The organism is Aerococcus sp. Group 2 (assembly GCF_905125285.1).
GTDB lineage: Bacteria > Bacillota > Bacilli > Lactobacillales > Aerococcaceae > Aerococcus > Aerococcus urinae_E.
In genome coordinates, this window is sequence record NZ_CAJHPA010000003.1 from 245,119 (window position 1) to 267,308 (window position 22,190).

Consider the following 22,190-nt stretch of genomic DNA (forward strand, 5'->3'; position numbering starts at 1 on the left):
ATAAATTAGTATATTATGCAATCAAAAAGCACATCGCCAAAATGAGTGATGTGCTTTATTTTTGATACAATGATCGTGTCGTAGTATAGGTTTTCACAAAATCGAGCTGTGAAAAACTTCACCTTTTAGTTATTGAGGTGATTTTTTATCTATAGCTGATTCCTTTAATGACAGGGATAGGTGAGAATATTTTATTATTTCTTTAAATTTGTTTGACAACGCTTTCAAAATAATTTATCATACTCAGTGAAGTAAGTACATGAAAGTGTTTCACTGAACAAGGAACTTGTCTTTGAATCACCATGTAGTGCTAAAAAACGATGAAAGGAGTTTTATAAATTGGAAATTACCGAAACCATTCGAAAAGATATGGTCTTCTTAAACCAAGATATCGCTTCAAGTGATGAACTTTTCGAGTTTATAGGTGAAAAAGCGCAAGAGCATGGTCTTGTTAAAGATAGCTATGTTCAAGCCCTAAAAGATAGAGAGGCACAATTTCCAACTGGCTTACAGTTAGAAAAGGTGGGCGTAGCTATTCCACACGCAGATGCGGAACACTTGAATGAAGAATTTATTGCTTTAGTTACTTTAGATTCACCAGTTGAATTTCATTCAATGGAGGATCCAAGCAAAACGGTTGCTGCAGATATTGTTTTCGCTTTAGGACTAACCAAGTCTGAAGATCAATTAGAAACTCTACAGACGATTGTTCAAATTATCCAAGATGACAATAAAATTAGTAACTTGCTTGAAGCAAAAGACGTTGATGAAGCATTAAATGCATTGAAATAGGAGGATTTTAAATGGCTAAGAAAAAAGTTTTAGTAGCATGTGGCGCAGGTATTGCAACTTCTACAGTGGTAACTACACGTGTTGAAAATTTATTAAAAGAAAATAATATTGCTGCTGATGTAGAACAAATTAAAATTTCTGAAGCAAAAGGAAAACAAGAAGGAGCAGACTTATTAGTATCAACAACTGCTTTACCAACTAAATATGAAATTCCTTCAATTGTTGCTACTGGATACATTTCAGGTATCGGTAAAGACAAAATTGACCAACAAATTTTGGATGTCTTAAAAGACTAATAAAATATTATAGAAAGTAAGGGGGGGCATCATGGATTCGTTCTTAGATGTGGTTCAATATATCCTTGGTCTGGGACCAACAGTTATTATTCCTATTGCTATATTTTTAATTGCTTTACTATTTAAAGTTAAAGTGGGTAAAGCTTTTGTATCAGCGTTAACAATTGGTGTTGGATTTACGGGTGTTAACCTAGTTACTGGCTTACTGTCAGACTCATTAGGGCCTGCAACTCAAGCCATGGTTGAGCGTTTTGGTTTCTCATTAACAGTTATTGATATTGGTTGGCCAGCAACTGCTTCAGGTGCGTTTGCATCGTCTGTGGCACCAGCCATGATTATTTTAGCTTTAGCGGTTAACTTCGTTATGTTAGGTACGCGTTTAACCGACACCCTAAATATCGATATTTGGAACTTCCACCACTTTATTGTTGTGGCTGCTCTATCACAAATCATTACTGGTAACTTCATCTTCTCACTGGCTATGGGTGTTTTGATGGAAATTGCCTGCTTGAAATTTGCGGACTACTTCGCTCCAATGATTCAAGAGTACTATGGTTTAGAAGGTATCTCTTTAACCACTGGATCTTCCATTGGTTACGGTATGCTGGGTATTCCTATTGGTTGGCTAGTAAGCAAGATTCCTGGACTTAAAAACATTGAAATGGACGCTGACAAAATCCAAGAAAAATTCGGTATTTTTGGACAACCGATTATCATGGGCTTAGTGATCGGATTCATTATTGGTCTATTAGCTGGCTATGATATTGGTAAAGCTTTCCAATTAGGTGTTTCCATGGCAGCTGTTATGGTGCTTATGCCACGTATGGTTAAGATCTTAATGGAAGGGTTAACCCCAATTTCAGAAGCAGCCCAAGGTTTTGCTGACAAATACTTCTCTGGACGTCAAATTAATATCGGATTAGATGCTGCTTTAGCAATCGGTAATCCTGAAAATATGTCAGTTGGTTTATTATTAGTTCCTATTACATTATTAATTGCAGTCATTTTACCTGGTAATAAAGTGTTACCATTCGGTGACTTAGCAACTATTCCATTTTATGTATGTTATATTACCGCATCTAGAAAAGGTAACATCCTACACTCGTTAATTACTGGTACTATTGTAATTGGTTGTGGTTTGTACTTTGCTACATCAATGGCTGGACCTCATACAGAGCTCTTACAAGGTCTTGATGCAACTGCAAATATTACCCAACAAATGGCATCGTTAGATACTGGTGGTAACTTCCTCAAATGGATCTTTGTAGAAATTTCAAGATTATTTGCTGGTGCTTTCTAAGAGATAAAGTAGGCAATTACTAGTTACTGATGTTAATAATGCGTATTCATTAGTGACTGGATATTTCAATTATTCAGTCACTATTTTTTTAGAAATGATTACTAGTAGAATAAATATTAGGAAGAGGAAAAAATGAAGGCAACACAATTAAACGAAAACCAAGAATTCGAATATGTTGAAATCGATGAGCCTGAATGTCAACCGGGTTGGGTTAAAGTAAAAGTCCATGCTACCGGGGTTTGTGGCTCAGATACTCATAAAATTGAATTTGGCTGGAAATATGACCTTCCCGCAGTCATGGGACATGAAATTGCCGGGGAAGTCGTTGAAGTTGGAGAAGGAGTCACCCGTGTAAAGGTTGGTGAACGAGTAATTGTTCCTCCACTGATTCCAGATTTTTCCTGTCAATATTGTGAACAAGGTCTATATGGATTATGCGAAAATTATAAAATGATTGGAACACACTATATTGGTGGTTTTGCTGAAAAATTAGTCGCTCCTGAAACTAATATTTTACCTATTGGTGACATGGATTATGAAGATGCAGTGCTTATTGAGCCTTTCGCTGTTTCTATGCACAGTGTTATGAACATGGATGTTGAATTAGGTGATACTGCAGTTGTTCTAGGTATTGGTGCCATTGGTATCTTTACCATCGAAGCCTTACTTTTAGCCGGCTGTAAGAATGTCATTGCTGTAGATATTAATGATGATAAATTGGAAGTTGCTAAACAATACGGCGCGAGTTATGGAATTAATTCAATCAAGGAAGATCTCGAAGCTAAGGTTAAGGAATATACCAATGGCCTTGGTGCTGATATTGTCATGGAATGTGCTGGTACGCCAATTACTCAAGAGCAAGCCCTCGTTTTAGCTAAGAAACGCGGTAAAGTCGGCTATACTGGTATTGGTTATCGTGACGTACTATTACATGAACGCCATTTTGAAAGCATCTTCCGTCATGAATTAACACTAAAAGGATTTTGGAATTCATACTCCGCTCCTTTCCCTGGAAAGGAATGGACGAATTTAATTGCTTATATAAATCAAGGACGCGTTAATTTAGAAGGGATGATCACTCACCGCTATCCATTAAATAAAGTTGATGAAGCCTTTAAGATGATGTTGTCTCGTGAAGAAACCTTTAATAAAGTTATAATTTTACCACAGGAGGAGAAAAACTAAATGACTGAAATGATGAAAGCAGCTGTTAAAAAGACCCCAGAATACGGCGATATGGAATTATTGGATGTAGAAGTACCTACACCAAAAGAAGATGAAGTCAAGGTGGCAACCGCCTACACAGGAATTTGTGGATCTGACGTACATACCTTTAAAGGGGAATACAGTAACCCTGTCACTCCAGTAACTTTAGGCCATGAATTTTCAGGCGTGGTTAGTGAAGTCGGTCCTGATGTTACCGAATTTAAACCTGGTGACCGTATCGTTAGTGAAACCACTTTTAGAACTTGTGGTATCTGTGAATTCTGTAAAGAAGGCGACTTCAACCTTTGTTCCCAAAGAAAAGGGATTGGTACCCAAGTGAATGGATCAATGGCTAAGTATTTCTTAGCTCGCCAGCCACATATGCATAAAGTTCCTGATAATGTTTCCCTAAAAGCAGCAGCATTTATGGAGCCACTAGCTTGCTGTGTTCACGCAGTTATGGAAAAAACTACCGTTAAAGAAGGTGAAGTTGTCTTAGTTATTGGCCCTGGTCCAATGGGTCTATTGACTTCTCAAGTGGTAAAAGCTCAAGGCAAGAACATCACTGTTATTCTTTCTGGTATTGATAAAGATAAAGAACGTCTTAACTTTGCTAAAAATGAATTAGGCGTTGACTATGCTATCTCTTCCCAATCTGAAAGTTTAGAAGACTTAGTTCATGAGTTAACTGATAAAGATAATCAATTTGGTGTTGACCATGTCTTTGATTGTTCTGGTTCACATGTTGCTGTTAACCAAGCTCTTAAATTAACCAAGAAAAAAGGAAAATTCATTCAAGTTGGTCTCTTCCCTAAACATGAAGTACCAATCGACACCTTTACAATTTATAACCGTGAAATTGAATATATTGGTTCTCGTTCACAAAATTCACATTCTTGGCCTAAAGCCTTAAAACTTCTTGAAGAAGGTAAGGTAAATACAGAAATTTTAGTTACCAAGGTTGTTGAACTTGAAGACTGGAAAGACGCTTTTGATGCTACTATGGCTGGTAATGATATCAAAGTGATGATTAAATCAAACGACTTTGACGGTGAGTAATCAATTCTAGCAGGCATTGTGCCTGCTTTTTTTATTATGAAATAGTTTGGGGTGGCACTGTGAAAAAGAAAAAACAACTGGTATGTTCGATTATGACTGCAGATCAGTTACATTTAGCCAAAGAACTTGACGAGCTAAAGAAAGCGGGAATTAACTGGCTACATTGTGATGTCATGGATGGACAATTTGTCAATAACTTAGCCATGGGACCTTATGAAGTAGAGTATTTCGGCAAGATGCCGGACCTTACCGTAGATATCCATATGGCGGTAAAGAATCCCGAAAAATACGTAAAAATGTTTGCCCCTTGTCGGCCTGATTATATTACCTTCCACGTTGAAGCTGCTGAAGATCCAAATGCTGTCATTCAATTGATTCAGGATGAAGGGATCGGTGCGGGGATCGCTATTAGCCCGGATACTCCCTTATTAACGATCCTTCCTTATCTAAATCAAGTGGATTTAGTTCTAATGATGACAGTGAAGCCTGGTTTTGCTGGTCAAGCCTTTAGAGAGGATGTTCTAGAGAAACTCGACCAGTTGACCCAATACTTTGAGGAGAATTTCATCAATGAGAATCGTCCCTTGGTCGAAGTAGATGGTAATATTAATCCAGTAACTATGGCAAAAATGCAAGATTATGCTGTCGATCTCTACGTTTTAGGAACATCTGCCTTGTTTAATGATGATCCTAGATCTTATAAAGAAAAAGCGGATGAGATGTATTCGGTAATCGAAAAATAGATTGACAATTATTTATTTTTCAAAAGAAATAAAGCGCCAAATACTGTAATATTACCCACAGGTTTGGTGCTTTTTGTGTGTGAAGCTTTATGTTTAAAATTAAAGTAGTTACTAAAGAAAAAACACTCATTAGTTTTATAAAAGCGCTGACATTTTGAATATTTCTAGTAAACTAGAGGTAGAAGTGATCGAAAACTTCACTTAGTAAGAAGTCGAGGAGAAGTTTTCCTAAAGGATTAAAAGAAAGGAAGAGTTGAATGAAACTTGTTTTAGATACCGCGAATTTAGATAAAATCAAAGACTATGTGACTTATTTACCAGTTGAGGGGGTCACCACCAACCCTAGCATCCTGAAAAAAGCGGGGAACATTGACGTGGTCGAACGTTTGAATGCTATTCAAGAAGTGATTGGTGACGACAAGGACCTCCATGTCCAAGTGGTGGCTAAAGATTATGAAGGAATTGTTCGTGACGCCCATGCCATTTTAGACGCGGTCAATGACCGAGTATGTGTTAAAATTCCAGTGAATAAGGAAGGTTTGCGAGCGATTAAAACCTTAAAGGCAGAAGGCGTTCGTATTACCGCCACCGGCATCTATTCTAAAATTCAAGCCTTGTTGGCGGCTGAATTAGGCGTTGATTTCTTAGCCCCTTACGTGAACCGCATGCTTAACTTAGATACCGATCCCTATGAAGTGATTTCTTCGGTTTCCTATCAATTAGCGCGGACCAACAGCGACACCGAAATCATTGCCGCTTCCTTCAAGAATATTAACCAAGTTACCAGCGCCCTAGAAGCCGGCGCCCAATACATTACGGTTGGCGATGACGTTGTGGATAAGTTTGTGGAAAACGCTAATATTCAAAAAGCGGTCACTGACTTTTCTGCCGATTGGACCGCTGTTCATAACCGGGATAGTTTTGTTTAGGGATTAGCAATATGAAGAAAGACCTTAGCCAAATCAAATTAGTGATCTTTGACTTAGATGGCACTCTAGTGGATACGGAAAAGATTTACCAAGCAGGCTGGCGAACCGTATTAAAAGATTATAATGCTACTATTAGTCAAGAAATGCTTGAAAAAATGCGTGGAGGAACCCGAAAACATAATAATCGTTTAATTCAAGATATTTTAGGTGGAGACAAAAGCTTAGCCCAGGAAGCAAGAGAAAAGCGGAACGCTTATTTTAAAGAAGTTATTAGCGAAGGGAAAATTGATTTAAAAGCAGGAGCCTTTGAACTGCTAGATTACTTACAAGCTAATGGCTTATCACTAGCCGTAGCTACTTCTTCTCCTATCGATCGCGGAGAAGATATATTAGAAATTAGTGGGTTAATGCCTTATTTCGATTTTGTAATATATGGTAATCAAATTGAACATGGTAAACCACAGCCAGATATTTTTCTTAAAGTTCTGGAGCATTTCCAAGTAAGTAGCCAGGAAGCAGTGGTTATCGAGGATTCGTTGAACGGTTTATTAGCTAGCACGCGGGCGGAAATCCCTACTTTTTACGTGCCAGAAATTCCTTTAAGAAATGGTGAATTTGATCATGTGAATGAAGATTACTTAATCGGCGTTTACCCTTCCTTAAAAGCAATAAAAGATTTTTTTAAAACTAAGAGGTAGAAATACTTCTATAATATTTTGTATTGATGAAGACCTTAATCTCTCTATTGGCACACCTTTTAGTTCTTGGCCGAATGATTTTAAATATAAGCTTTTATTAGTCAATGTCATACTTCAAAAGAGTATGGCATTTTTTTATGCATTGTTTGTGGAGTCAGTAGTACGTGAAAAGTCTGCCAGTTTTTTACTAAAAATGTCAGCGCTTTTATTCACCCGATTAGTCAAAGACTTTTTTTATCCGGGGAAAAAACCTTGTATTAATTTTGACAGCGCTTACCGATACAATACTAAGTGTAAAGAAAAGAACAAAAAGAATTTAGAGAGGTGAATCGATTATGGAAAATTGGTTAGGTATTGAAGGCAAGGTAGTTATTGTCACAGGCGCTTCCTCAGGGATTGGGGCTGCCGTGGTGGAAGAACTATTAAATGATGGCTGCAAGGTAGCCAACTTTGATATTTCCGATAACCATGTGGAACATGAGAACTTACTCTTCGTTCAAACCGACGTGTCTTCCCGAGAAAATGTGGAAGCCAGTGTCCAAAAAGTGGTGGACCACTTCGGTACTGTGGACGCTGTGGTGAATAATGCTGGGATCAATGTTCCTCGCTTATTAGTGGATCCTAAAGATCCTAACGGAAAATATGAACTGGATGACGCGACTTTTGATAAAATGGTAGCAATCAATCAAAAAGGTGTCTTCTTGGTTGCCCAAGCAGTAGGTCGGATCTTAGTAGACAAGGGCCAAGGCGTGATCATCAACATGGGTTCTGAATCAGGACTGGAAGGATCAGAAGGTCAAAGCCCTTACGCAGCAACAAAAGCAGCGGTTTACTCATTTACCCGCTCTTGGTCCAAGGAATTAGGCAAACACAATGTGCGTGTGGTTGGTGTGGCTCCTGGGATCTTAGAAGAAACAGGATTAAGAACCCTAGCTTATGAAGAATCCTTATCTTATACCCGTGGCATCACGGTAGATGATTTACGTGCCGGGTATTCCAAGACCACTACAATTCCTTTAGGACGCAGCGGTAAATTAAGTGAAGTGGCAGATCTTGTGGCCTACTTAGTATCTAACCATTCTTCCTATATTACAGGAGTTACCATCAACGTTGCTGGGGGCAAGACAAGAGGCTAGTTAAGGAGTGGTGTTATGGCACTTGTTGATCGTTGGTATGAAATTTTAAATAATTTATATATGCACCCCAAGATTTCCCAAGAGGAATTCGAAGCGGGGCTGAAGACAAGTCGCCAAACCCTCAAAAAGAATATCCAGCTACTGAACCAGGAGCTGGGAAGTATTGCTAGCATTACTTTAGAAGATAAGGTCTATCACTTGACCATTAAAGATTTTGCTGCTTTCAAGAAAATTCTGGCAGGGAAATTTCGCCAAGAGACCGACTTTAATTCTTCGAATAAGCGACAAGCCTATATTCTTAAACAGCTGATTGAAGACCAAGAGGCTGTGATTATCGATGATCTTGCTGAAGTGACCATGGTCAGTCGTGGGACAGTGAATAATGATATCAGCCACCTCCGCCAAGACTTAGTGGATTACAATCTTACCATTGTGGGGACGCCCAATAAGGGCTTAACCCTGGAAGGCGATGAGCTTGATATCCGCACGGCCTACGTCAATATTGTACTTGCTTACTTCAAGGAAGATCAATTCACTATAAAAGATAAGACCCATTTGTTGAATTTGGCCCCTAATTTTAATATGACCAATTTCACCAAAGATTTACTCTTAAAAGTTGTTTATGTCACTCTACTCCGTGTCCGCCAAGGGCACGGTTTGCTGAGTGAGATGCCTCATTACCAGAATTTCTTACAAGGGCAAGAGGACTATGAAGTCTTTATTGCTGAAATTGAAGATTATTTCAACCTTACCTTAAGTCATTATGAATACCAGTACTTGGCCTATCCGTTTAATATTTACAATAAGGAAGACATTGTACCGGAGAGCTTTAACTCAGCCTTTGTTGACCAGGTTTACCAAGAAGTCCTTCAAGCTATTCAGCGTGACTTAGCCATTGAATTTGACCAGGAAAAGTTATACCAAGCTATGCGCAATCATTTAATATTTCTTATTCATCGCTTGTTATTCCGGGTCAATAGTGATGATCTCTTCTTCCATGAAGTCCAGCAACAATACCCGCTGTCCTTCACCCTGGCAGAGATTACTGGCCGGGTCTTGGAAGAAGTCTTAGACCGTGAGGTACCAGGGATTGAGTTGTCTTACCTGAGTCTTTACTTCGAATTGGTCATCAGCCGGCAAGTAAGTTTGAAAAGTCAAAAAATTGCCATTGTGTGTCACACCGGTAAGGGTACAGCTCGTTTGATCAAGATGCAGATTCAACGCATCTTAGGGACCAGTTTAGAGCTATCCACTTTCTCAGAAGGGGAGTTTAACCAGGAAGATCCTAGTCAATACTTTGCCATCTTCACGACGATTCCCTTGGATAAGGCCAAGATCAAACGGCCCATCATCCAGTTAGATAACTTATTCGATGAGTCCTATATCCGCTCACAGTGGTATAGTGTCCAACGCCGGAATCCACTTTTTTCTCAGTTGGTTTATTTGGACCGTATCACTTTGGACCAAGGTGAAACTTATGAAGACTTGCTCCGAGTGATGACTGACCAGGTGATTGAAGAGACTGGGATTTCCTCGGATTTTCAACAAGCTATCTTTGACCGGGAAGCCGTTAGTGATACGGTCTTTGACCAGGGCATCGCCATGCCGCATACAGTGGTTGATGATTTTGGTCAGATTATCCTATTGATCGGCCAAGTGGAAGCTGATATCCAAGAAAAGGGTCGGCCCATTGACCTGGTCTTTCTCTTAGGGATTCCCAGTCAGACCAACCAAGTCATGGATGAGTTACTGATTAATATATATGAAGCCGTTTTTGCGGTGGCCAATAACCCGGCCTTAAAAGACCTGTTAAAGACCACGCATTCGCTGGAAGACATTCAAGATATTTTACAAGGAGATGACGGATTGTGAGCTTTATGATCGTATTTGGCGGGATGGCCTTACTTGCCTACTTGGGCCAAGCCTTTCTTGGTTACCTGCAAATCAAACACTTTAACCAGGTTTACCAAGACCTGCGTAAACAAGGCAAAGTCGCCATCGGGAGACGGTCTGGCAAGATTCGCCAGGGCACGATCGTCATGTTTGCAGTCAATGATCAAGCTAAAATCCTCGATGCCTATAAGATGCAAGGGGTGACGGTATTAGCAAAATTCAAGCGTCTCCCCCAATATATTGGTCAAGATCTCTATCTGATCGATCGCAAGCATCCCTTGGTACAGAAAGAAAATAAATTAACTCAAATTGCCATGGAAGACGCCCGTGAAGTCTACATTCGGGTGGAAATCGGTGACTACAAGGAAGAAAAACCGCAATCCACCTTCAAACAATTAGGCAATTTTGCCACACAGATGAAATACACACTGTCAAATAAAGTTAAAGGACGTGGATAAAAAATGGAATATATTGTTAAATTTGCGGAAGGGTTCATGAACCTCTTCCAAACCGGTGCTGATAACTTCATCGCCTGGATGGGGTCCATTGTTCCCCTAGTATTAATGCTAATGGTTGCCATGAACGCTATTATTAATCTTTTAGGGGAAGAACGTGTGACTAGCTTAGCCCGGGTGGCCTCTAAGAATGTCTTTACCCGTTACATGATCCTACCCTTTGTGTCTGCCTTTATGTTAGGGAACCCTATGTCAATGACTATGGGACGTTTCCTTCCTGAATTCTATAAACCGGGTTACATTGCTGCACAAATGCAATTCTGCCATACCTCCAACGGGGTCTTCCCTCATATTAACCCTGGTGAATTATTCGTTTGGCTAGGGATTGCCCAAGGGATTGAAGCTTTAGGCCTGAACCAAATGGAACTAGCGATTCGTTACCTCTTAGTAGGGTTAGTTATGAACTTTGTTGGTGGTTGGGTCACCGACTTTATCACCGCGCGTGTATGTAAACAACAAGGGATTACCCTTTCAAAAACCGTTGACGGGGACATTAATTAAGGAGAATTATCATGAGTGAATACAAAAGCATAAAAATTGTTAAAGGGTCAGGTGGCTTCGGTGGCCCCCTAGTCATCACCCCAACTGAAGAAAAACACAAATTCATTTATGTGGTTGGTGGCGGCGAACGTCCAGCCATTGTGGACCGTATTGAAGAACTTTCTGGGATGGAAGCGGTTAATGGATTTAAAACCTCGATTCCTGATGAAGAAATTGCCCTAGCTATTATTGACTGTGGAGGAACTCTCCGCTGCGGAATTTATCCCAAGAAGGGGATTCCTACCGTTAATATTATCGCTACTGGGAAGTCCGGTCCTCTCGCTCAATACATTACTGAAGAGATCTATGTGTCCAATGTTGGCGTCAACCAAATTGGCCTAGCCGATGGGAGCCAAGAACCAGTTAGTGAAGTAGCGGCTAGCCAAGCAGCTGACCAAGCGGAAGACAGTGGAGAAAAGAGCGGCTACGACACCTCCAAGAAGATTACCGAACAAACTGAAAATCCTAGCTTTATCGCTAAAATCGGGATGGGCGCTGGTAAAATTGTTGCCGTCTTCAACCAATCCGCCCGGGAAGCCATTGAAACCATGTTACATACCGTGATTCCTTTCATGGCCTTTGTTTCCTTACTGATTGGACTTATCCAAGGGTCAGGGGTTGGTGACTGGATCGCCCGTGCCTTAACCCCACTGGCTGGGAATGGTATTGGCCTAGTGGTCATTGGTTTTGTCTGCTCCCTCCCATTCTTATCACCATTACTGGGACCTGGCGCGGTAATCAGTCAAATCGTTGGGACCTTAATTGGGGTGGAAATTGGTAAGGGCAATATTCCGCCACAATTGGCCCTACCTGCTCTCTTTGCCATCAATACCCAAAATGGTTGTGACTTTATCCCGGTTGGTTTAGGTTTAGCTGAAGCTTCTTCTGAAACCGTTGAAGTCGGCGTGCCTGCTATCCTCTACTCCCGTTTCCTAAACGGTGTACCTCGTGTCCTAGTGGCATGGTTAGCAAGTATTGGTCTCTATAGCTAATCGAAGAAGAATTGCGCTCATCAAACAAAAGTACAGAAAGGAAATCTACGATGACTATTTATCAAACAGAAGTAAAAAATATTGGTGCCGATGCTGAATTATTTAAAAGTGAAAACATGATCATCCTCTTTGGAGAAGACGCCCCCGCTGATTTAGCTGACTATTGCTACAATATCGACGTTAATCCTACTCAAGGGACCATTGAAGCTGGGCAAACCATCTCATTTGATGACCAAGACTATAAAATCACTGCTGTTGGTAGCGTCGTAGAGAAAAACCTGACTAACTTAGGCCACATTTCCGTGCGCTTCGATAATTCAACCGACGCTGACTTAGCCGGAACCATCTATGTGGAACACAAAGAGCTTCCAGAAATTACGATTGGCACCAAGGTAACGATTCACTAAAAGAAAACGAAAAGTCCACTCGCTATGTAGGGGTGGACTTTTATTTATTGGCAAATCTGAATTAGCTATCAAACCAACCAAAAAACCAGCGCCCACCAAGCTCATTTTAGCTTTGGCAGGCGCTGGTTGTTTTTTATTCTATTTTAAAGCGTCAACAATGGCTTTGTTGAAGGCAGGAAGGTCATCTGGGGTCCGGCTGGAGATTAAACCAGAGGAGTCGATAACCACTTCTTCATCAAAGTAGTTGGCACCGGCATTCTTCACGTCAACAGCAACTTGGGCAACGGAGGTAATGTCTTTACCGTGGAGCACATCCGCGTTGACTAAAAGTTGTGGGGCGTGGCAGATAGAGAAGATGGGTTTATGTTTGTAAGCGAAGTGACGGACAAAGTTTAAAACGTCTTCATACTTACGGATCTTATCAGGAGAATAACCGCCAGGAATCAGTAGAGCATCAAACTCTTCGCCTTTAGCGGTGTCAATCCCAACTTCAATTTCGACTTCGGTCCCATCACTTTTACCAGTTACGGTAGCGCCTTTTTCTAAACCGACAGGAACCACTTGATGACCCGCTGCTTCGAGCGCTTCCTTTGGTGAGGTGTATTCAGAATCTTCGAAGAGGTCGGTCATAATACTTGCAATTTTTGCCATAAGTTTGTTTCCTCCTTATTGGTCTTTGTGCGTCAGTGACAAAATGTGTGCCACTGACAGACAGCTTGTCTTTTTACGACTACATTTTTATCCTAGCATGACTGGATTAGAATTGCGAACCTCGTGCTCATTGGGGTTACTCTGTAGTAAATTGAGGATGGAATTATTTATATATCAAGAATTCTTTTAATGATTATTTTTAAATCGTCCTTACTTACAACATTTTCTGCAACTTTTACCACTATATCCTCCATTTCGACAATAAAGTCGTCGACTGCATAAGTGTAGTGGTTAAGGTTCATAAAGTATGCCCCTAGAGAAATAGCTGTTCGTTTGTTTCCGTCGTTAAACATATGAAACTTAACTAAAGAAAAGACGAGGTGAGTTAATTTATCCAAGAAACTTGGATAGTAGTCGTCATTTTGGATATGGATAAGTATACTTTCTAATTGACCAGGATCTTTGATTCCTTTCAATCCACCAATTTCCTCAATGACGTAATCGTGAGCATTAATCGCAAAATCGATATCAATATAGTTCATCTCTATTTATCCTTTAAACGTATAAAGACATCTTTATGCTGTTTAATTTGCTTTTTGAGTAATTTCAATTGCCGTTCTTGTATTGCCCGTTTATCTTCTTTAACTTTTGACATATTATTTCATCCTTTCACGATTTAAGTCTCTTTAGATTTCATGCGTTTCATTAAATTTTACCAACATCAGTATAATTATTAATTTTTACAAAAGTTAATGGGACTGTACTATATTTACAAGACTTGCTTTCCTCTATTATATGAACCATTGGAGAAAACAACAACAGCTAGGTTTGACATTTTCCTGTTTTAGATAACTCGTAAGAATGTTGAAAATTTTAATATTTTTCACATCCGATAGTGCTTTCGGTAAGTCTACGAAGTAGTCGCTTTATGAGTTTTTACTTGTGAACAATTCTATCTTTTCTACCATAACAATATAGTTATCCCAGACCCTTAAACTTACTATTTTACATGTTGTGAATATAAGCACATAATAGATTTGTGAGAACTATTTCTTTTACAGTATAAAATTGTTGACTAATTAGCTTAAAAAGGAGAGATTGCATGAACCGAGTTTGTGAATTATTAAATATTGAGTATCCGATTTTTCAAGGGTCCATGGCAGGTGTTGCTGAAGCTCCCCTAGCTGGCGCGGTTTCTGAAGCTGGTGGTTTAGGGGTTATTGCTACTGCTGGCCGTAAAGGGGACTGGTTACGTGAACAAATTAAAGCTGTCCGCGAAATCACTGACAAGACCTTTGCTGTTAACTTAATGTTAATGTCTCACAACACCGAAGAAATCATGGAAGTGATTATTGACGAAGGCATTAAAGTGGTAACAACTGGTGCCGGAAATGCTGCGCCATTAATCGCGCCTCTACACGAAGCTGGGATTAAAGTGGTTCCTGTGGTAGCTAACGCCCGTCAAGCCAAGAAAATGGAAGAGGCTGGTGCTGATGCTGTTGTCTGTGAAGGGACCGAAGCTGGCGGCCACGTAGGTGAAGTGACCACCATGCCTTTAGCCCGTGCGGTGATTGCTGCGGTAGATATTCCTGTCATCATTGCTGGTGGGATTTCTGATGGCCATGGTTTAGCAGCAGCCTTTGCTCTTGGTGGTGAAGGAGTTCAATTAGGGACTGTCTTCTGTGCTAGTGAAGAAGCGCCAATTGCCCAAGGTTACAAGGAAGCCATCGTTAACTGTGGTTTAACTGATACTGTGGTTGTGGGTCGTTCCATCGGCGCCCCTGTGCGTTTAATCCAAAATGATATGGTCGCTAAACTCCAAGAAGAAATCGACAACGGCTCAACCCGTGACGAATTCGAAAAATCCAACCTGCAAATGTTACTAACCGCGATTACCAAAGGCGACACCGAAAAAGGGATCGTTACCATCGGTCAAGTAGCCGGTAACATCACCGAAATTCGCCCAGTCAAAGAAATCATCGACAGCATCGTCGAAGAAGCTCGCGAAGCGTTGAAAAATATGCCTACACTATAGTAGAGTGTGACAAGCGCGTCAAAGAGCAAGACCGCTACGCATACTATATCTGTAACTCGCTGACGCTTCGAACAGCTATAGCAACTGGAAGAAAACGACATAAGAATTCTTACAGAGAATTCGTTGTCGTTTTCTGAAGTGGACGCTTGCTCTGCGCTTGGAACACGTTTTAGTAAGGTATGATTGAAACACATTCTGCTTAAGCTGTACACATTGCAATAGAGTGCGACAAAAAGGACTAGGAATTTTTCCCTAGTCCTTTTGTCGTCATGGATAATAATTTTAATGGATCAGTTTATTAGCATGATGAATTCATGTCTTCTTCCAGCAAAAGATCATTTTGTTTACAATCGTCAGTATATTGTAAGATAGCTGGGTTTTCAAAGAGATTTTCTTTGACTGGCGTGTAGACAATGGATCCGTTAGTGTAACGTTCGACCGAAAATTTCATCCCCTTACTAATCTTATTGCTATTAGGTAGGGGAAGAACCAGTGAGTTTCCCACTCGTCTAACTTGAACTTCCAAATGAATGACCTCCTAGTTGTGAAAGTAATGACACTAGCCTAATGCACTTCCTCCCCAATCAGCCCCGCTTGATAAGCTTCAATCAGGGCTTTGAGAGCTTGGACCTGGCAGGTAAGTTGCTTACCGATGTCAGTTTCTCTAACTGAAATCCGTTCTAACTCCTTGTCCACTACGCGACGGGTGGATTCGATATCGGTTTCGTACTTGATGGCGTCTTCCTTACCGTGGAAGGGGTGGTGGCCACCAGCTGCATACCATAGGAATTATAGAGCAGGGTAAAGCCGCCTAGTCCGGTGGTCTTTTGGTAGGCACGGGCAAAGCCACCGTCGATAACAATCATCTTGCCTTCCGCCTTAATAGCGTCCTCCCCGTCTTTAGCCTTGATGGGGGTGTGGCCGTTAATGATATGGCCCTTGTCGGGATCGATGCCAAATTCTTCTAAGACCCGGCGGACAAAGTTAATATCTTCCCGCCAGGAGTAGTAGACATTGCGGTGTTCCTGGTGGGTCTCCTTATCGGCGATAAAGTAGCGTTCAAAGGTAGCCATTTGTTTCTTCCCGAAGAGGGCTGATCCTTCGCCTTGCCAGAGGTACCAAGCAAAGTCAAGGTCGGGATTCTTACTTTCATCACTTTGCCGCTTAGCATACATGCGCCGGACCACCTGGTCAAACTTATCCAGGAGGTCTTGGCCAGCCAAGGTTTCCCCGTCAATAGTAGCTGCCATGAAAGTACCGTCCTCGTTCATAGGAATACAGCCATGGAACATGAGGTTATTGTTATAAATCTTATACATGGACCCCTTATTAATCAAGAAGGCCACGTGCTTTTGTAGGCGTTCACTGTCTAAAAAGGCGGCTTGCAGGGCTTCCATGACCGCTTCCTCATCCTCAGTCAGGGCATAGGGATCTTTGGGATCCACAGTGGGGAAAGAGGTATTGACTAAAGGATAGGTCTTGCCCTGCCAGTCAATGGTCCCGGCCTGGTAGTCGATCTTATCCAAAAGCAGGCGGTTGTCACAACCAAATTCGGGGTGACGGCGGATGACCTGGGCCTCGAGCTTGAACTGGATAATGGCCATCGCTAACTGCATGCGGGCCAATTGCTCGACTTCGTCATGGTGGTAGTCGTGGTCCTCAGCTAATTTAGGCATAAAGCCGGTCAAGTCGGCATCCCGGTAGACCGTGTCAGCCAGGTTGACGAGAGGGCGGAGCGGGATTCCGTAGGCGTGTTCAATCACAGAGAGATTGTCATAGCGGGCCTGGATCCGGACCACATTGGCAATTAATGCCTTGGACCCCGAAGCGGCACCCATCCAGATCATGTCGTGGTTGCCCCATTCAATGTCTAGCGAATTCTTCTCCATTAAGAGGTCTAAGATCCGGTCGGGAGCGGGACCGCGGTCATAGATGTCGCCTAAGATGTGGAGGTGGTCGACCACCAGTTCCCGGATCAATTCCGCCAGGCAGGTGATCAGCCGGGGCGCTTCATCCAGGTCAATGACGGATTGGATGATGCGTTTGTAATAGTGTTCCTTGTTGGAGAGGATGGAGTCCTTGAAGATCAACTCATCCATGATATAGGCCATATCCGGATTCATGGCCTTGTGAACCTTGGACCGAGTGTACTTGGAGACCACAAATTGGGTCAATTCCACCAGCCGGCTAGTGGTCAGGGTGTAGAATTCATCGATTTCTTCCTGGCTTTCCATTTCCTTAGTCAGGGCGCGGAGTTTTTCTTCCGGGTAGTAGATAATGGTGGCCAGTTCGGCCCGGCGCTTAGTGGACAGGCGGTCACCGAAGATTTCATTGATCTTTTCCTTGATGTTACCCGACCCGTTACGGAGCACGTGGTTGACGGCGTCGAATTCACCGTGCAGGTCGGTCATAAAGTGCTCGGTGCCTTTGGGAAGCGACATAATCGCTTCTAAGTTAATCATTTCCGTGGATGCGGCGGCCTTGTTGGGGAATTTTTCGGCCAGTAATTGTAAGAATGCAGGACTAAATGCCATGGGACTTTCCTTCCTCTCTAGGCGCCCAGGGAGCTTTTAAACTCGCTGGCGCTGTTAATCTCTTTCTATTCTACCTGAAAGCGTTATCGATTTGCCTTTACAGGGAATGATTTAAAAATTATTTAGAGATTATAGCATTATTTCGAAAATTTGGGTAAAATATGTATGAAAGCGTTTTTAAACGAACAATGAAGCCAAAAGGGGGCGGTCGACTTTCTTTTCTAGGTAAATGGATAAGCTGTTAAGCTTTGGAAAGGTAAGTGATTCAATGAGTATTGTACAAGGCCTGCTGGGTCTCCTGGTCATTTTTGGCTTGTGTTATTTTCTGTCCTTTGACCGGAAAAATATTAAGTATAAGAATGTGGCCATTATGTTAGTTGCTGAAGTGGTCTTGGCCTTAGTCCTGTTTCGGACCAGCCTGGGCTTGACCATCTTAAATGGGATTGCTAGCGGGATGGACTGGCTGATGGCCCAAGGGATTGAAGGGGTTAACTTCGTCTTTGGCGGGATTCAACTGACCGCTGACGGCTTTGTCTTCTTCCTCCACGTCCTCGCTCCCCTGGTCTTTATTACCGCCTTGATCGGGGTTTTAAACTGGCTGGGCGTCCTGCCTTTTGTGGTCAAGTGGGTTGGCTTTGGCATCAACAAACTGACCGGGGCTGGGGAATTGGAGTCCTACTTCCCGATTGCATCCACCGTCTTTGGGACCCCGACTAACTATTTATCAGTTGTCGACCAAGTCAGACGGGCTAGCGAGAAGCAATTATTTACCCTGGCAGTCATCCCCATGTCCGTGGTCACGGTCTCCATGCTGGCGGCCTATATGAAATTAGTCAAGCCCCAATACGTGGTAGTGGGTGTCCTCATGCAACTCCTGTCAGCCTTAGCGGTTTCTGTGATCGTGAACCCCTATAATGACAAGGAAGAGATTGCCAAAGGTACCCAGGCCTACCAAGAACGGGAAGGCATTGAAGGCGACCAAGCTGAAGAAGCTCAAGGAGAAAAGGAAAAAGAACCCTTCTTCTCCATGCTGAGTGACTACATGGTAACCGGATGGAATACGGCCGTGATCGTGGCGGTTATGTTGATTGGTTTCGTGGCTTTGATTTCCATGTTGAACAGTCTCTTTGAAGGGCTGATCAATATTTCCTTTACTGAGTTGGTCGGCTATGTCTTCTCGCCATTCGCTTTCTTGATGGGCGTTCCTAAAGAAGACATGGTCCAAGCCGGTTCAGTCATGGCCCAAAAAGTTTTGGCCAATGAAGTGGTAGCCATGACTTCTCTCTCGGCTCTAGAAGGTTTAAGTGAAAAAACCGCCGCCATTATGGGCACCTACTGCATGAGCTTCGCCAACTTCGGAACCCTGGGCATGGTCATCGGCGGCGTCAAAGCCATCGACGCCCACCAAGGAAACGTGGTCGCCAAATATTCGCTAAAAATCGTCCTCGTGTCTACCTTGGCTTCCATGGTTACTGCCACGATAGTAGGGTTCTTGTTCTAAAGATAGAGTGCGACAAGCGCGTCAAAGAGCAAGACCATTGGAAGAAAAAGGCGTAAAAATTCTCAAGGAGAATTTGTCGTCATTTTCTGAAATGGACGCTTGCTCTGCGCTTGGAACAGGTTTAAACATTTTAATAAGTGATCTTTTGAAATTATAAGTATTTACAAGGAGGAATTTTTTCATGGTAAGAAAAGTCATTTTTGATACAGACCCCGGAATTGATGACGCGATTGCGACTGCTATTCTCTTGAATTCGGACAAGGTTCAAGTGGAATTGATCACTGCTGTGGGGGGGAACGTGGCCTTAGAAAAGACCTCCACCAACGCCTTAAAATTAGTTAACTTCTTTGAAAAAGATATCCCCGTGGCTGCCGGAAACCGCGGCCCGCTCTTGACCGAATTTACCGATGCTTCTGAAGTTCACGGCGAATCTGGGATGGATGGCTACGACTTCCCGGAACCGGACAAGAGCCAACTGTTAGAAGAACATGCCGTTCTCGCTATGCGCGAGGTCTTAATGGAAAGCGATGAAAAAGTCACCATCGTTGCGGTAGGTCCGCAAACCAACGTGGCCTTACTCTTGACCATGTATCCTGAAGTTAAGGACAAGATTGAAGAAATTATCATCATGGGTGGGTCCTTCACCCGGGGCAACAAGCATGTCATGGATGAATTCAACATCGGAACTGACCCCGAAGCTGCCCAAATGGTGCTCCAATCCTCAGTCAAGACCGTGATGGTGGGGTTAGATATTGGTTACATTGCCACTATTGGTCTGGAAGAATCTGCGGAACTGGCGGAGAAAACTGAAACCGGGAAGATGATTCACTCCATGCTCCAACACTACCGGTCAGCCCAAACCAACCAAGAATGGGAAATGTATGACCCAACCGCCATTGCTTATCTCTTAGAGCCGGAAATGTTTGAAGAAGTGGAATGTAACGTCGAAGTCGAACTCGGCAGTCCCTTAACCTACGGCCAAACCGTCGTCGACCTCGACCACAAAACCGACCGCCCCGTAAACTGCGTTGTCCCCACCACCATCGACCGCAACCGCTTCAAAGAATGGTTTAAAGAAAGCATATTGAAATGTAAATAGAGAGTGCGAGCTGACGACAAAAAAGTGAAACACTGGAGGAAATATGCGGAAATCCTCGCAGAGGATTGACAAATATTACCGAAGTGGAGTTCACTTTTGTCAGCGAGCAGGTTTGGATAGAGAGTGCGATAAGCGTGTTAGAAGGCAAGACCGCTACGCATACTATATCTGTAACTCACTGGCGTTTCGAACAGCTATAGCAACTGGAGTTAAAGATCAAAAGAATTTTCAAAGAAAATCTGTCTCCTTTTATAATGTGGACACTTGCCCCGTACCCGGAGTAGATTTTAGCTAGACTTTTAGTTAAAATTAAATGAATAGTACTTTTATGAAAGCGATCTGCCAAAAAGGTAAAACCTTAGGTAGATCGCTTTTAGAATAGAGGTTCTCAATAATATTTGATATAATTAAAAGTAGATTTGAGCACTTAATGTCGTGAGTTAAAGGGGGAATCCAGGTGAAATTAGATTTGAAAACTTTACCAACATATATCGAAAAGGATATTCTTGCCCTTCTTCATGAACAGGAAGTGGGAGGCCCTTTTGTAGCTGATATTGGCTGTGAGCTTTATGGGTCCATTAATTCGGCCATGTGGGATAAAGAAATTTCTAAAGAAGTAGCCGATTATTTGTTCTCTAAATATTTAGGATTATAGAAGGAGAATGCCTGTGTCTGTGCTTGATTTTACAAATTGTGAGGTTGACCCAACACGGATCTATGGAGGAAGAAATGGGAATAAAATTGGAATCATTTATCAAGGTGAAACTTGGATGCTTAAATTCCCTGTTATTTCTAAATTAAATCCATATATGCATTATTCAAATAGCAATATTAGTGAATATTAGGTTGCCATATCTTTAATATATTAGGTCTTGAGGCCCAGGAAACCTTATTGGCTTATTATAGGAATCAAGAAGTAGTTGCTTGTAAAGATTTTGAACAAAATGATAAAGTTTTTAAAGAGTTTGCCTTCTTGAAAAATTCCGTAGTTGATTCGAGTCAATCAGGCTATGGAACTGAATTATCTGATATTCTAACTTCTATTGATGAGCAAGAATTAATAAATCCTGAAAAGTTAAAGAGTTTTTTTGGCAATTATTTATAATCGATACTTATATTGGTAATTTTGACCGTCATAATGCTAATTGGGGATTTTTGATTAATCAAAGAACTAGACAAGCAGAGATTGCTCCAGTATTTGATTGCGGGTCATCGTTATATCCTCAAACTGACGAAAAAAGTATGGCTGAAGCCCTAAAAGATTCTTCATTAAGAGATAAAAGAATTTATAAATATCCTAATTCAGCTATTAAGATAGATGATGTCAAAATAAACTATCTTACTTTTCTTAGTAACACAAAAAATCAGGACTGTATTCGTGCATTAGAGATAATTTATGAGCGGATTAAGCAGAAAGAAGCGCTCATTAACCATTTAATAGACGAAACACCCTTAATGACGGAAACTCATAAATCTTTTATCCAAGTAATGCTAAAAGAAAGAAAAGAAAAAATTTTAGCTAAAGCCCTATCCTATTATTAGTAATATTTATCTTAATTAGCTAAAAATATAGTCAATAATTAATTTCTTGAATTGATCGCTTTTCTTCTTTTAAGGTATAATTTAAATTAAATTCTTATGAGGAGGTTTTAGCTATGCCAGTTGTAAACATTCAACTTATCGAAGGACGATCCCAGGAAGTCAAGGCAGCGATCGCTAAGGAAATCACCGAAAGTATCTCTAAGCACGCCAAGACTCCTAAAGACCATGTCCACGTGATCTTCAACGACATGAAAAAAGGCGACTACTACAACAATAATTAAGCTTAAACTTAGAAAACAAGCCCGGGAGCTTTTGATTAACT

25 protein-coding genes and 1 pseudogene are annotated in these 22,190 nt (G+C 41.6%); 22 read left to right on the plus strand and 4 right to left on the minus strand.

All coding sequences use genetic code 11. From position 1 onward, the window contains the following. Nucleotides 1-339 precede the first annotated feature (339 nt). The 14 genes from JFU01_RS05775 (at nucleotide 340) to JFU01_RS05840 (ending at nucleotide 12,506) form a co-directional block, all read left to right on the plus strand. Entirely contained in the window at nucleotides 340-792 is a 453-nt protein-coding gene (locus JFU01_RS05775; protein ID WP_060778838.1) for a PTS sugar transporter subunit IIA, read from the plus strand. An 11-nt stretch (nucleotides 793-803) separates the two neighbouring features. After that, nucleotides 804-1,088 carry a PTS sugar transporter subunit IIB gene (locus tag JFU01_RS05780; protein WP_111822215.1) on the plus strand — a complete coding sequence of 95 codons (285 nt, stop codon included), beginning with the start codon at nucleotides 804-806 and terminating at the stop codon, nucleotides 1,086-1,088. Between the two features lie 31 nt (nucleotides 1,089-1,119). Beyond that, a complete protein-coding gene (locus JFU01_RS05785; protein ID WP_195856200.1) occupies nucleotides 1,120-2,388 on the plus strand; it encodes a PTS galactitol transporter subunit IIC in 1,269 nt (422 codons plus the stop codon). 132 nt (nucleotides 2,389-2,520) lie between these two features. Further along, nucleotides 2,521-3,573, plus strand: a complete 1,053-nt coding sequence (locus JFU01_RS05790; RefSeq protein WP_111846136.1) for a galactitol-1-phosphate 5-dehydrogenase — start codon at nucleotides 2,521-2,523, stop codon at nucleotides 3,571-3,573. Next, entirely contained in the window at nucleotides 3,574-4,653 is a 1,080-nt protein-coding gene (locus tag JFU01_RS05795; protein ID WP_230086946.1) for a zinc-binding dehydrogenase, read from the plus strand. 59 nt (nucleotides 4,654-4,712) lie between these two features. Beyond that, nucleotides 4,713-5,396, plus strand: a complete 684-nt coding sequence (locus JFU01_RS05800) for a ribulose-phosphate 3-epimerase (protein WP_230086947.1) — start codon at nucleotides 4,713-4,715, stop codon at nucleotides 5,394-5,396. A gap of 257 nt (nucleotides 5,397-5,653) precedes the next feature. Beyond that, nucleotides 5,654-6,325 (plus strand): fructose-6-phosphate aldolase, encoded by a 672-nt coding sequence (locus tag JFU01_RS05805; RefSeq protein WP_195856201.1) that lies wholly within the window; start codon nucleotides 5,654-5,656, stop codon nucleotides 6,323-6,325. A gap of 11 nt (nucleotides 6,326-6,336) precedes the next feature. Beyond that, complete coding sequence (locus JFU01_RS05810) at nucleotides 6,337-7,023, plus strand: HAD family hydrolase (RefSeq protein WP_195856202.1); 687 nt, start codon at nucleotides 6,337-6,339, stop codon at nucleotides 7,021-7,023. A 335-nt stretch (nucleotides 7,024-7,358) separates the two neighbouring features. Further along, a complete protein-coding gene (locus tag JFU01_RS05815) occupies nucleotides 7,359-8,159 on the plus strand; it encodes an SDR family oxidoreductase (RefSeq protein WP_195856203.1) in 801 nt (266 codons plus the stop codon). A gap of 15 nt (nucleotides 8,160-8,174) precedes the next feature. After that, nucleotides 8,175-10,031, plus strand: coding sequence for a BglG family transcription antiterminator (locus JFU01_RS05820; RefSeq protein ID WP_195856204.1), 1,857 nt, complete (start codon nucleotides 8,175-8,177; stop codon nucleotides 10,029-10,031). Next, nucleotides 10,028-10,510 carry a transcriptional regulator GutM gene (locus JFU01_RS05825; protein ID WP_195856205.1) on the plus strand — a complete coding sequence of 161 codons (483 nt, stop codon included), beginning with the start codon at nucleotides 10,028-10,030 and terminating at the stop codon, nucleotides 10,508-10,510. Before JFU01_RS05820 ends, JFU01_RS05825 begins: the two co-directional genes overlap by 4 nt. Before the next feature lie 3 nt (nucleotides 10,511-10,513). After that, complete coding sequence (srlA, locus tag JFU01_RS05830) at nucleotides 10,514-11,068, plus strand: PTS glucitol/sorbitol transporter subunit IIC (protein ID WP_195856206.1); 555 nt, start codon at nucleotides 10,514-10,516, stop codon at nucleotides 11,066-11,068. Between the two features lie 11 nt (nucleotides 11,069-11,079). After that, a complete protein-coding gene (gene srlE / locus JFU01_RS05835; protein ID WP_195856207.1) occupies nucleotides 11,080-12,099 on the plus strand; it encodes a PTS glucitol/sorbitol transporter subunit IIB in 1,020 nt (339 codons plus the stop codon). 50 nt (nucleotides 12,100-12,149) lie between these two features. Then, the gene (locus JFU01_RS05840) at nucleotides 12,150-12,506 is read left to right on the plus strand and encodes a PTS glucitol/sorbitol transporter subunit IIA (RefSeq protein ID WP_195856208.1); all 357 of its coding nucleotides are present in this window, start codon (nucleotides 12,150-12,152) and stop codon (nucleotides 12,504-12,506) included. Nucleotides 12,507-12,644: 138 nt separating this feature from the next. Here JFU01_RS05840 and JFU01_RS05845 read toward each other — a convergent pair whose 3' ends face one another. Both JFU01_RS05845 and JFU01_RS05850 read right to left on the minus strand, forming a co-directional pair. Then, nucleotides 12,645-13,157, minus strand: coding sequence for a type 1 glutamine amidotransferase domain-containing protein (locus JFU01_RS05845; RefSeq protein WP_195856209.1), 513 nt, complete (start codon nucleotides 13,155-13,157; stop codon nucleotides 12,645-12,647). A 167-nt stretch (nucleotides 13,158-13,324) separates the two neighbouring features. Beyond that, the gene (locus JFU01_RS05850; RefSeq protein WP_195856210.1) at nucleotides 13,325-13,699 is read right to left on the minus strand and encodes a type II toxin-antitoxin system death-on-curing family toxin; all 375 of its coding nucleotides are present in this window, start codon (nucleotides 13,697-13,699) and stop codon (nucleotides 13,325-13,327) included. A 560-nt stretch (nucleotides 13,700-14,259) separates the two neighbouring features. Between JFU01_RS05850 and JFU01_RS05855 the strand changes: the two genes are divergently transcribed. After that, the gene (locus tag JFU01_RS05855; protein ID WP_195856211.1) at nucleotides 14,260-15,192 is read left to right on the plus strand and encodes an NAD(P)H-dependent flavin oxidoreductase; all 933 of its coding nucleotides are present in this window, start codon (nucleotides 14,260-14,262) and stop codon (nucleotides 15,190-15,192) included. Between the two features lie 298 nt (nucleotides 15,193-15,490). Here JFU01_RS05855 and JFU01_RS05860 read toward each other — a convergent pair whose 3' ends face one another. Continuing rightward, entirely contained in the window at nucleotides 15,491-15,718 is a 228-nt protein-coding gene (locus JFU01_RS05860; RefSeq protein WP_195856212.1) for an AbrB/MazE/SpoVT family DNA-binding domain-containing protein, read from the minus strand. 38 nt (nucleotides 15,719-15,756) lie between these two features. Beyond that, nucleotides 15,757-17,726 (minus strand): annotated as a pseudogene (locus JFU01_RS05865) (fructose-1,6-bisphosphatase). Between the two features lie 268 nt (nucleotides 17,727-17,994). Here JFU01_RS05865 and JFU01_RS05870 point away from each other — a divergent pair. The 7 genes from JFU01_RS05870 to JFU01_RS05900 all read left to right on the plus strand — a co-directional run bounded on the left by JFU01_RS05870 (nucleotide 17,995) and on the right by JFU01_RS05900 (nucleotide 22,149). Then, the gene (locus JFU01_RS05870) at nucleotides 17,995-19,227 is read left to right on the plus strand and encodes a NupC/NupG family nucleoside CNT transporter (protein ID WP_041706403.1); all 1,233 of its coding nucleotides are present in this window, start codon (nucleotides 17,995-17,997) and stop codon (nucleotides 19,225-19,227) included. A 181-nt stretch (nucleotides 19,228-19,408) separates the two neighbouring features. Next, nucleotides 19,409-20,326, plus strand: a complete 918-nt coding sequence (gene rihC, locus JFU01_RS05875) for a ribonucleoside hydrolase RihC (RefSeq protein ID WP_195856213.1) — start codon at nucleotides 19,409-19,411, stop codon at nucleotides 20,324-20,326. Between the two features lie 457 nt (nucleotides 20,327-20,783). Continuing rightward, complete coding sequence (locus JFU01_RS05880; RefSeq protein ID WP_198434199.1) at nucleotides 20,784-20,981, plus strand: hypothetical protein; 198 nt, start codon at nucleotides 20,784-20,786, stop codon at nucleotides 20,979-20,981. Between the two features lie 13 nt (nucleotides 20,982-20,994). After that, nucleotides 20,995-21,171, plus strand: coding sequence for a hypothetical protein (locus JFU01_RS05885; protein ID WP_195856214.1), 177 nt, complete (start codon nucleotides 20,995-20,997; stop codon nucleotides 21,169-21,171). Between the two features lie 47 nt (nucleotides 21,172-21,218). Continuing rightward, nucleotides 21,219-21,431, plus strand: coding sequence for a hypothetical protein (locus JFU01_RS05890; protein ID WP_195856215.1), 213 nt, complete (start codon nucleotides 21,219-21,221; stop codon nucleotides 21,429-21,431). A 50-nt stretch (nucleotides 21,432-21,481) separates the two neighbouring features. Next, entirely contained in the window at nucleotides 21,482-21,868 is a 387-nt protein-coding gene (locus JFU01_RS05895; protein WP_195856216.1) for a hypothetical protein, read from the plus strand. 113 nt (nucleotides 21,869-21,981) lie between these two features. Next, nucleotides 21,982-22,149 (plus strand): 2-hydroxymuconate tautomerase, encoded by a 168-nt coding sequence (locus JFU01_RS05900; protein WP_013669234.1) that lies wholly within the window; start codon nucleotides 21,982-21,984, stop codon nucleotides 22,147-22,149. The last annotated feature ends 41 nt before the right edge of the window (nucleotides 22,150-22,190 follow it).

Excerpts from the sequence above, each read along its gene's own strand:
- JFU01_RS05780 (WP_111822215.1), top strand. The coding sequence starts at position 804 with ATGGCTAAGAAAAAAGTTTTAGTAGCATGTGGCGCAGGTATTGCAACT.
- JFU01_RS05785 (WP_195856200.1), top strand. The coding sequence starts at position 1,120 with ATGGATTCGTTCTTAGATGTGGTTCAATATATCCTTGGTCTGGGACCA.
- JFU01_RS05790 (WP_111846136.1), top strand. The coding sequence starts at position 2,521 with ATGAAGGCAACACAATTAAACGAAAACCAAGAATTCGAATATGTTGAA.
- JFU01_RS05795 (WP_230086946.1), top strand. The coding sequence starts at position 3,574 with ATGACTGAAATGATGAAAGCAGCTGTTAAAAAGACCCCAGAATACGGC.
- JFU01_RS05805 (WP_195856201.1), top strand. The coding sequence starts at position 5,654 with ATGAAACTTGTTTTAGATACCGCGAATTTAGATAAAATCAAAGACTAT.
- JFU01_RS05810 (WP_195856202.1), top strand. The coding sequence starts at position 6,337 with ATGAAGAAAGACCTTAGCCAAATCAAATTAGTGATCTTTGACTTAGAT.
- JFU01_RS05815 (WP_195856203.1), top strand. The coding sequence starts at position 7,359 with ATGGAAAATTGGTTAGGTATTGAAGGCAAGGTAGTTATTGTCACAGGC.
- JFU01_RS05820 (WP_195856204.1), top strand. The coding sequence starts at position 8,175 with ATGGCACTTGTTGATCGTTGGTATGAAATTTTAAATAATTTATATATG.
- srlA (WP_195856206.1), top strand. The coding sequence starts at position 10,514 with ATGGAATATATTGTTAAATTTGCGGAAGGGTTCATGAACCTCTTCCAA.
- srlE (WP_195856207.1), top strand. The coding sequence starts at position 11,080 with ATGAGTGAATACAAAAGCATAAAAATTGTTAAAGGGTCAGGTGGCTTC.
- JFU01_RS05840 (WP_195856208.1), top strand. The coding sequence starts at position 12,150 with ATGACTATTTATCAAACAGAAGTAAAAAATATTGGTGCCGATGCTGAA.
- JFU01_RS05845 (WP_195856209.1), bottom strand. The coding sequence starts at position 13,157 with ATGGCAAAAATTGCAAGTATTATGACCGACCTCTTCGAAGATTCTGAA.
- JFU01_RS05850 (WP_195856210.1), bottom strand. The coding sequence starts at position 13,699 with ATGAACTATATTGATATCGATTTTGCGATTAATGCTCACGATTACGTC.
- JFU01_RS05855 (WP_195856211.1), top strand. The coding sequence starts at position 14,260 with ATGAACCGAGTTTGTGAATTATTAAATATTGAGTATCCGATTTTTCAA.
- JFU01_RS05870 (WP_041706403.1), top strand. The coding sequence starts at position 17,995 with ATGAGTATTGTACAAGGCCTGCTGGGTCTCCTGGTCATTTTTGGCTTG.
- rihC (WP_195856213.1), top strand. The coding sequence starts at position 19,409 with ATGGTAAGAAAAGTCATTTTTGATACAGACCCCGGAATTGATGACGCG.
- JFU01_RS05900 (WP_013669234.1), top strand. The coding sequence starts at position 21,982 with ATGCCAGTTGTAAACATTCAACTTATCGAAGGACGATCCCAGGAAGTC.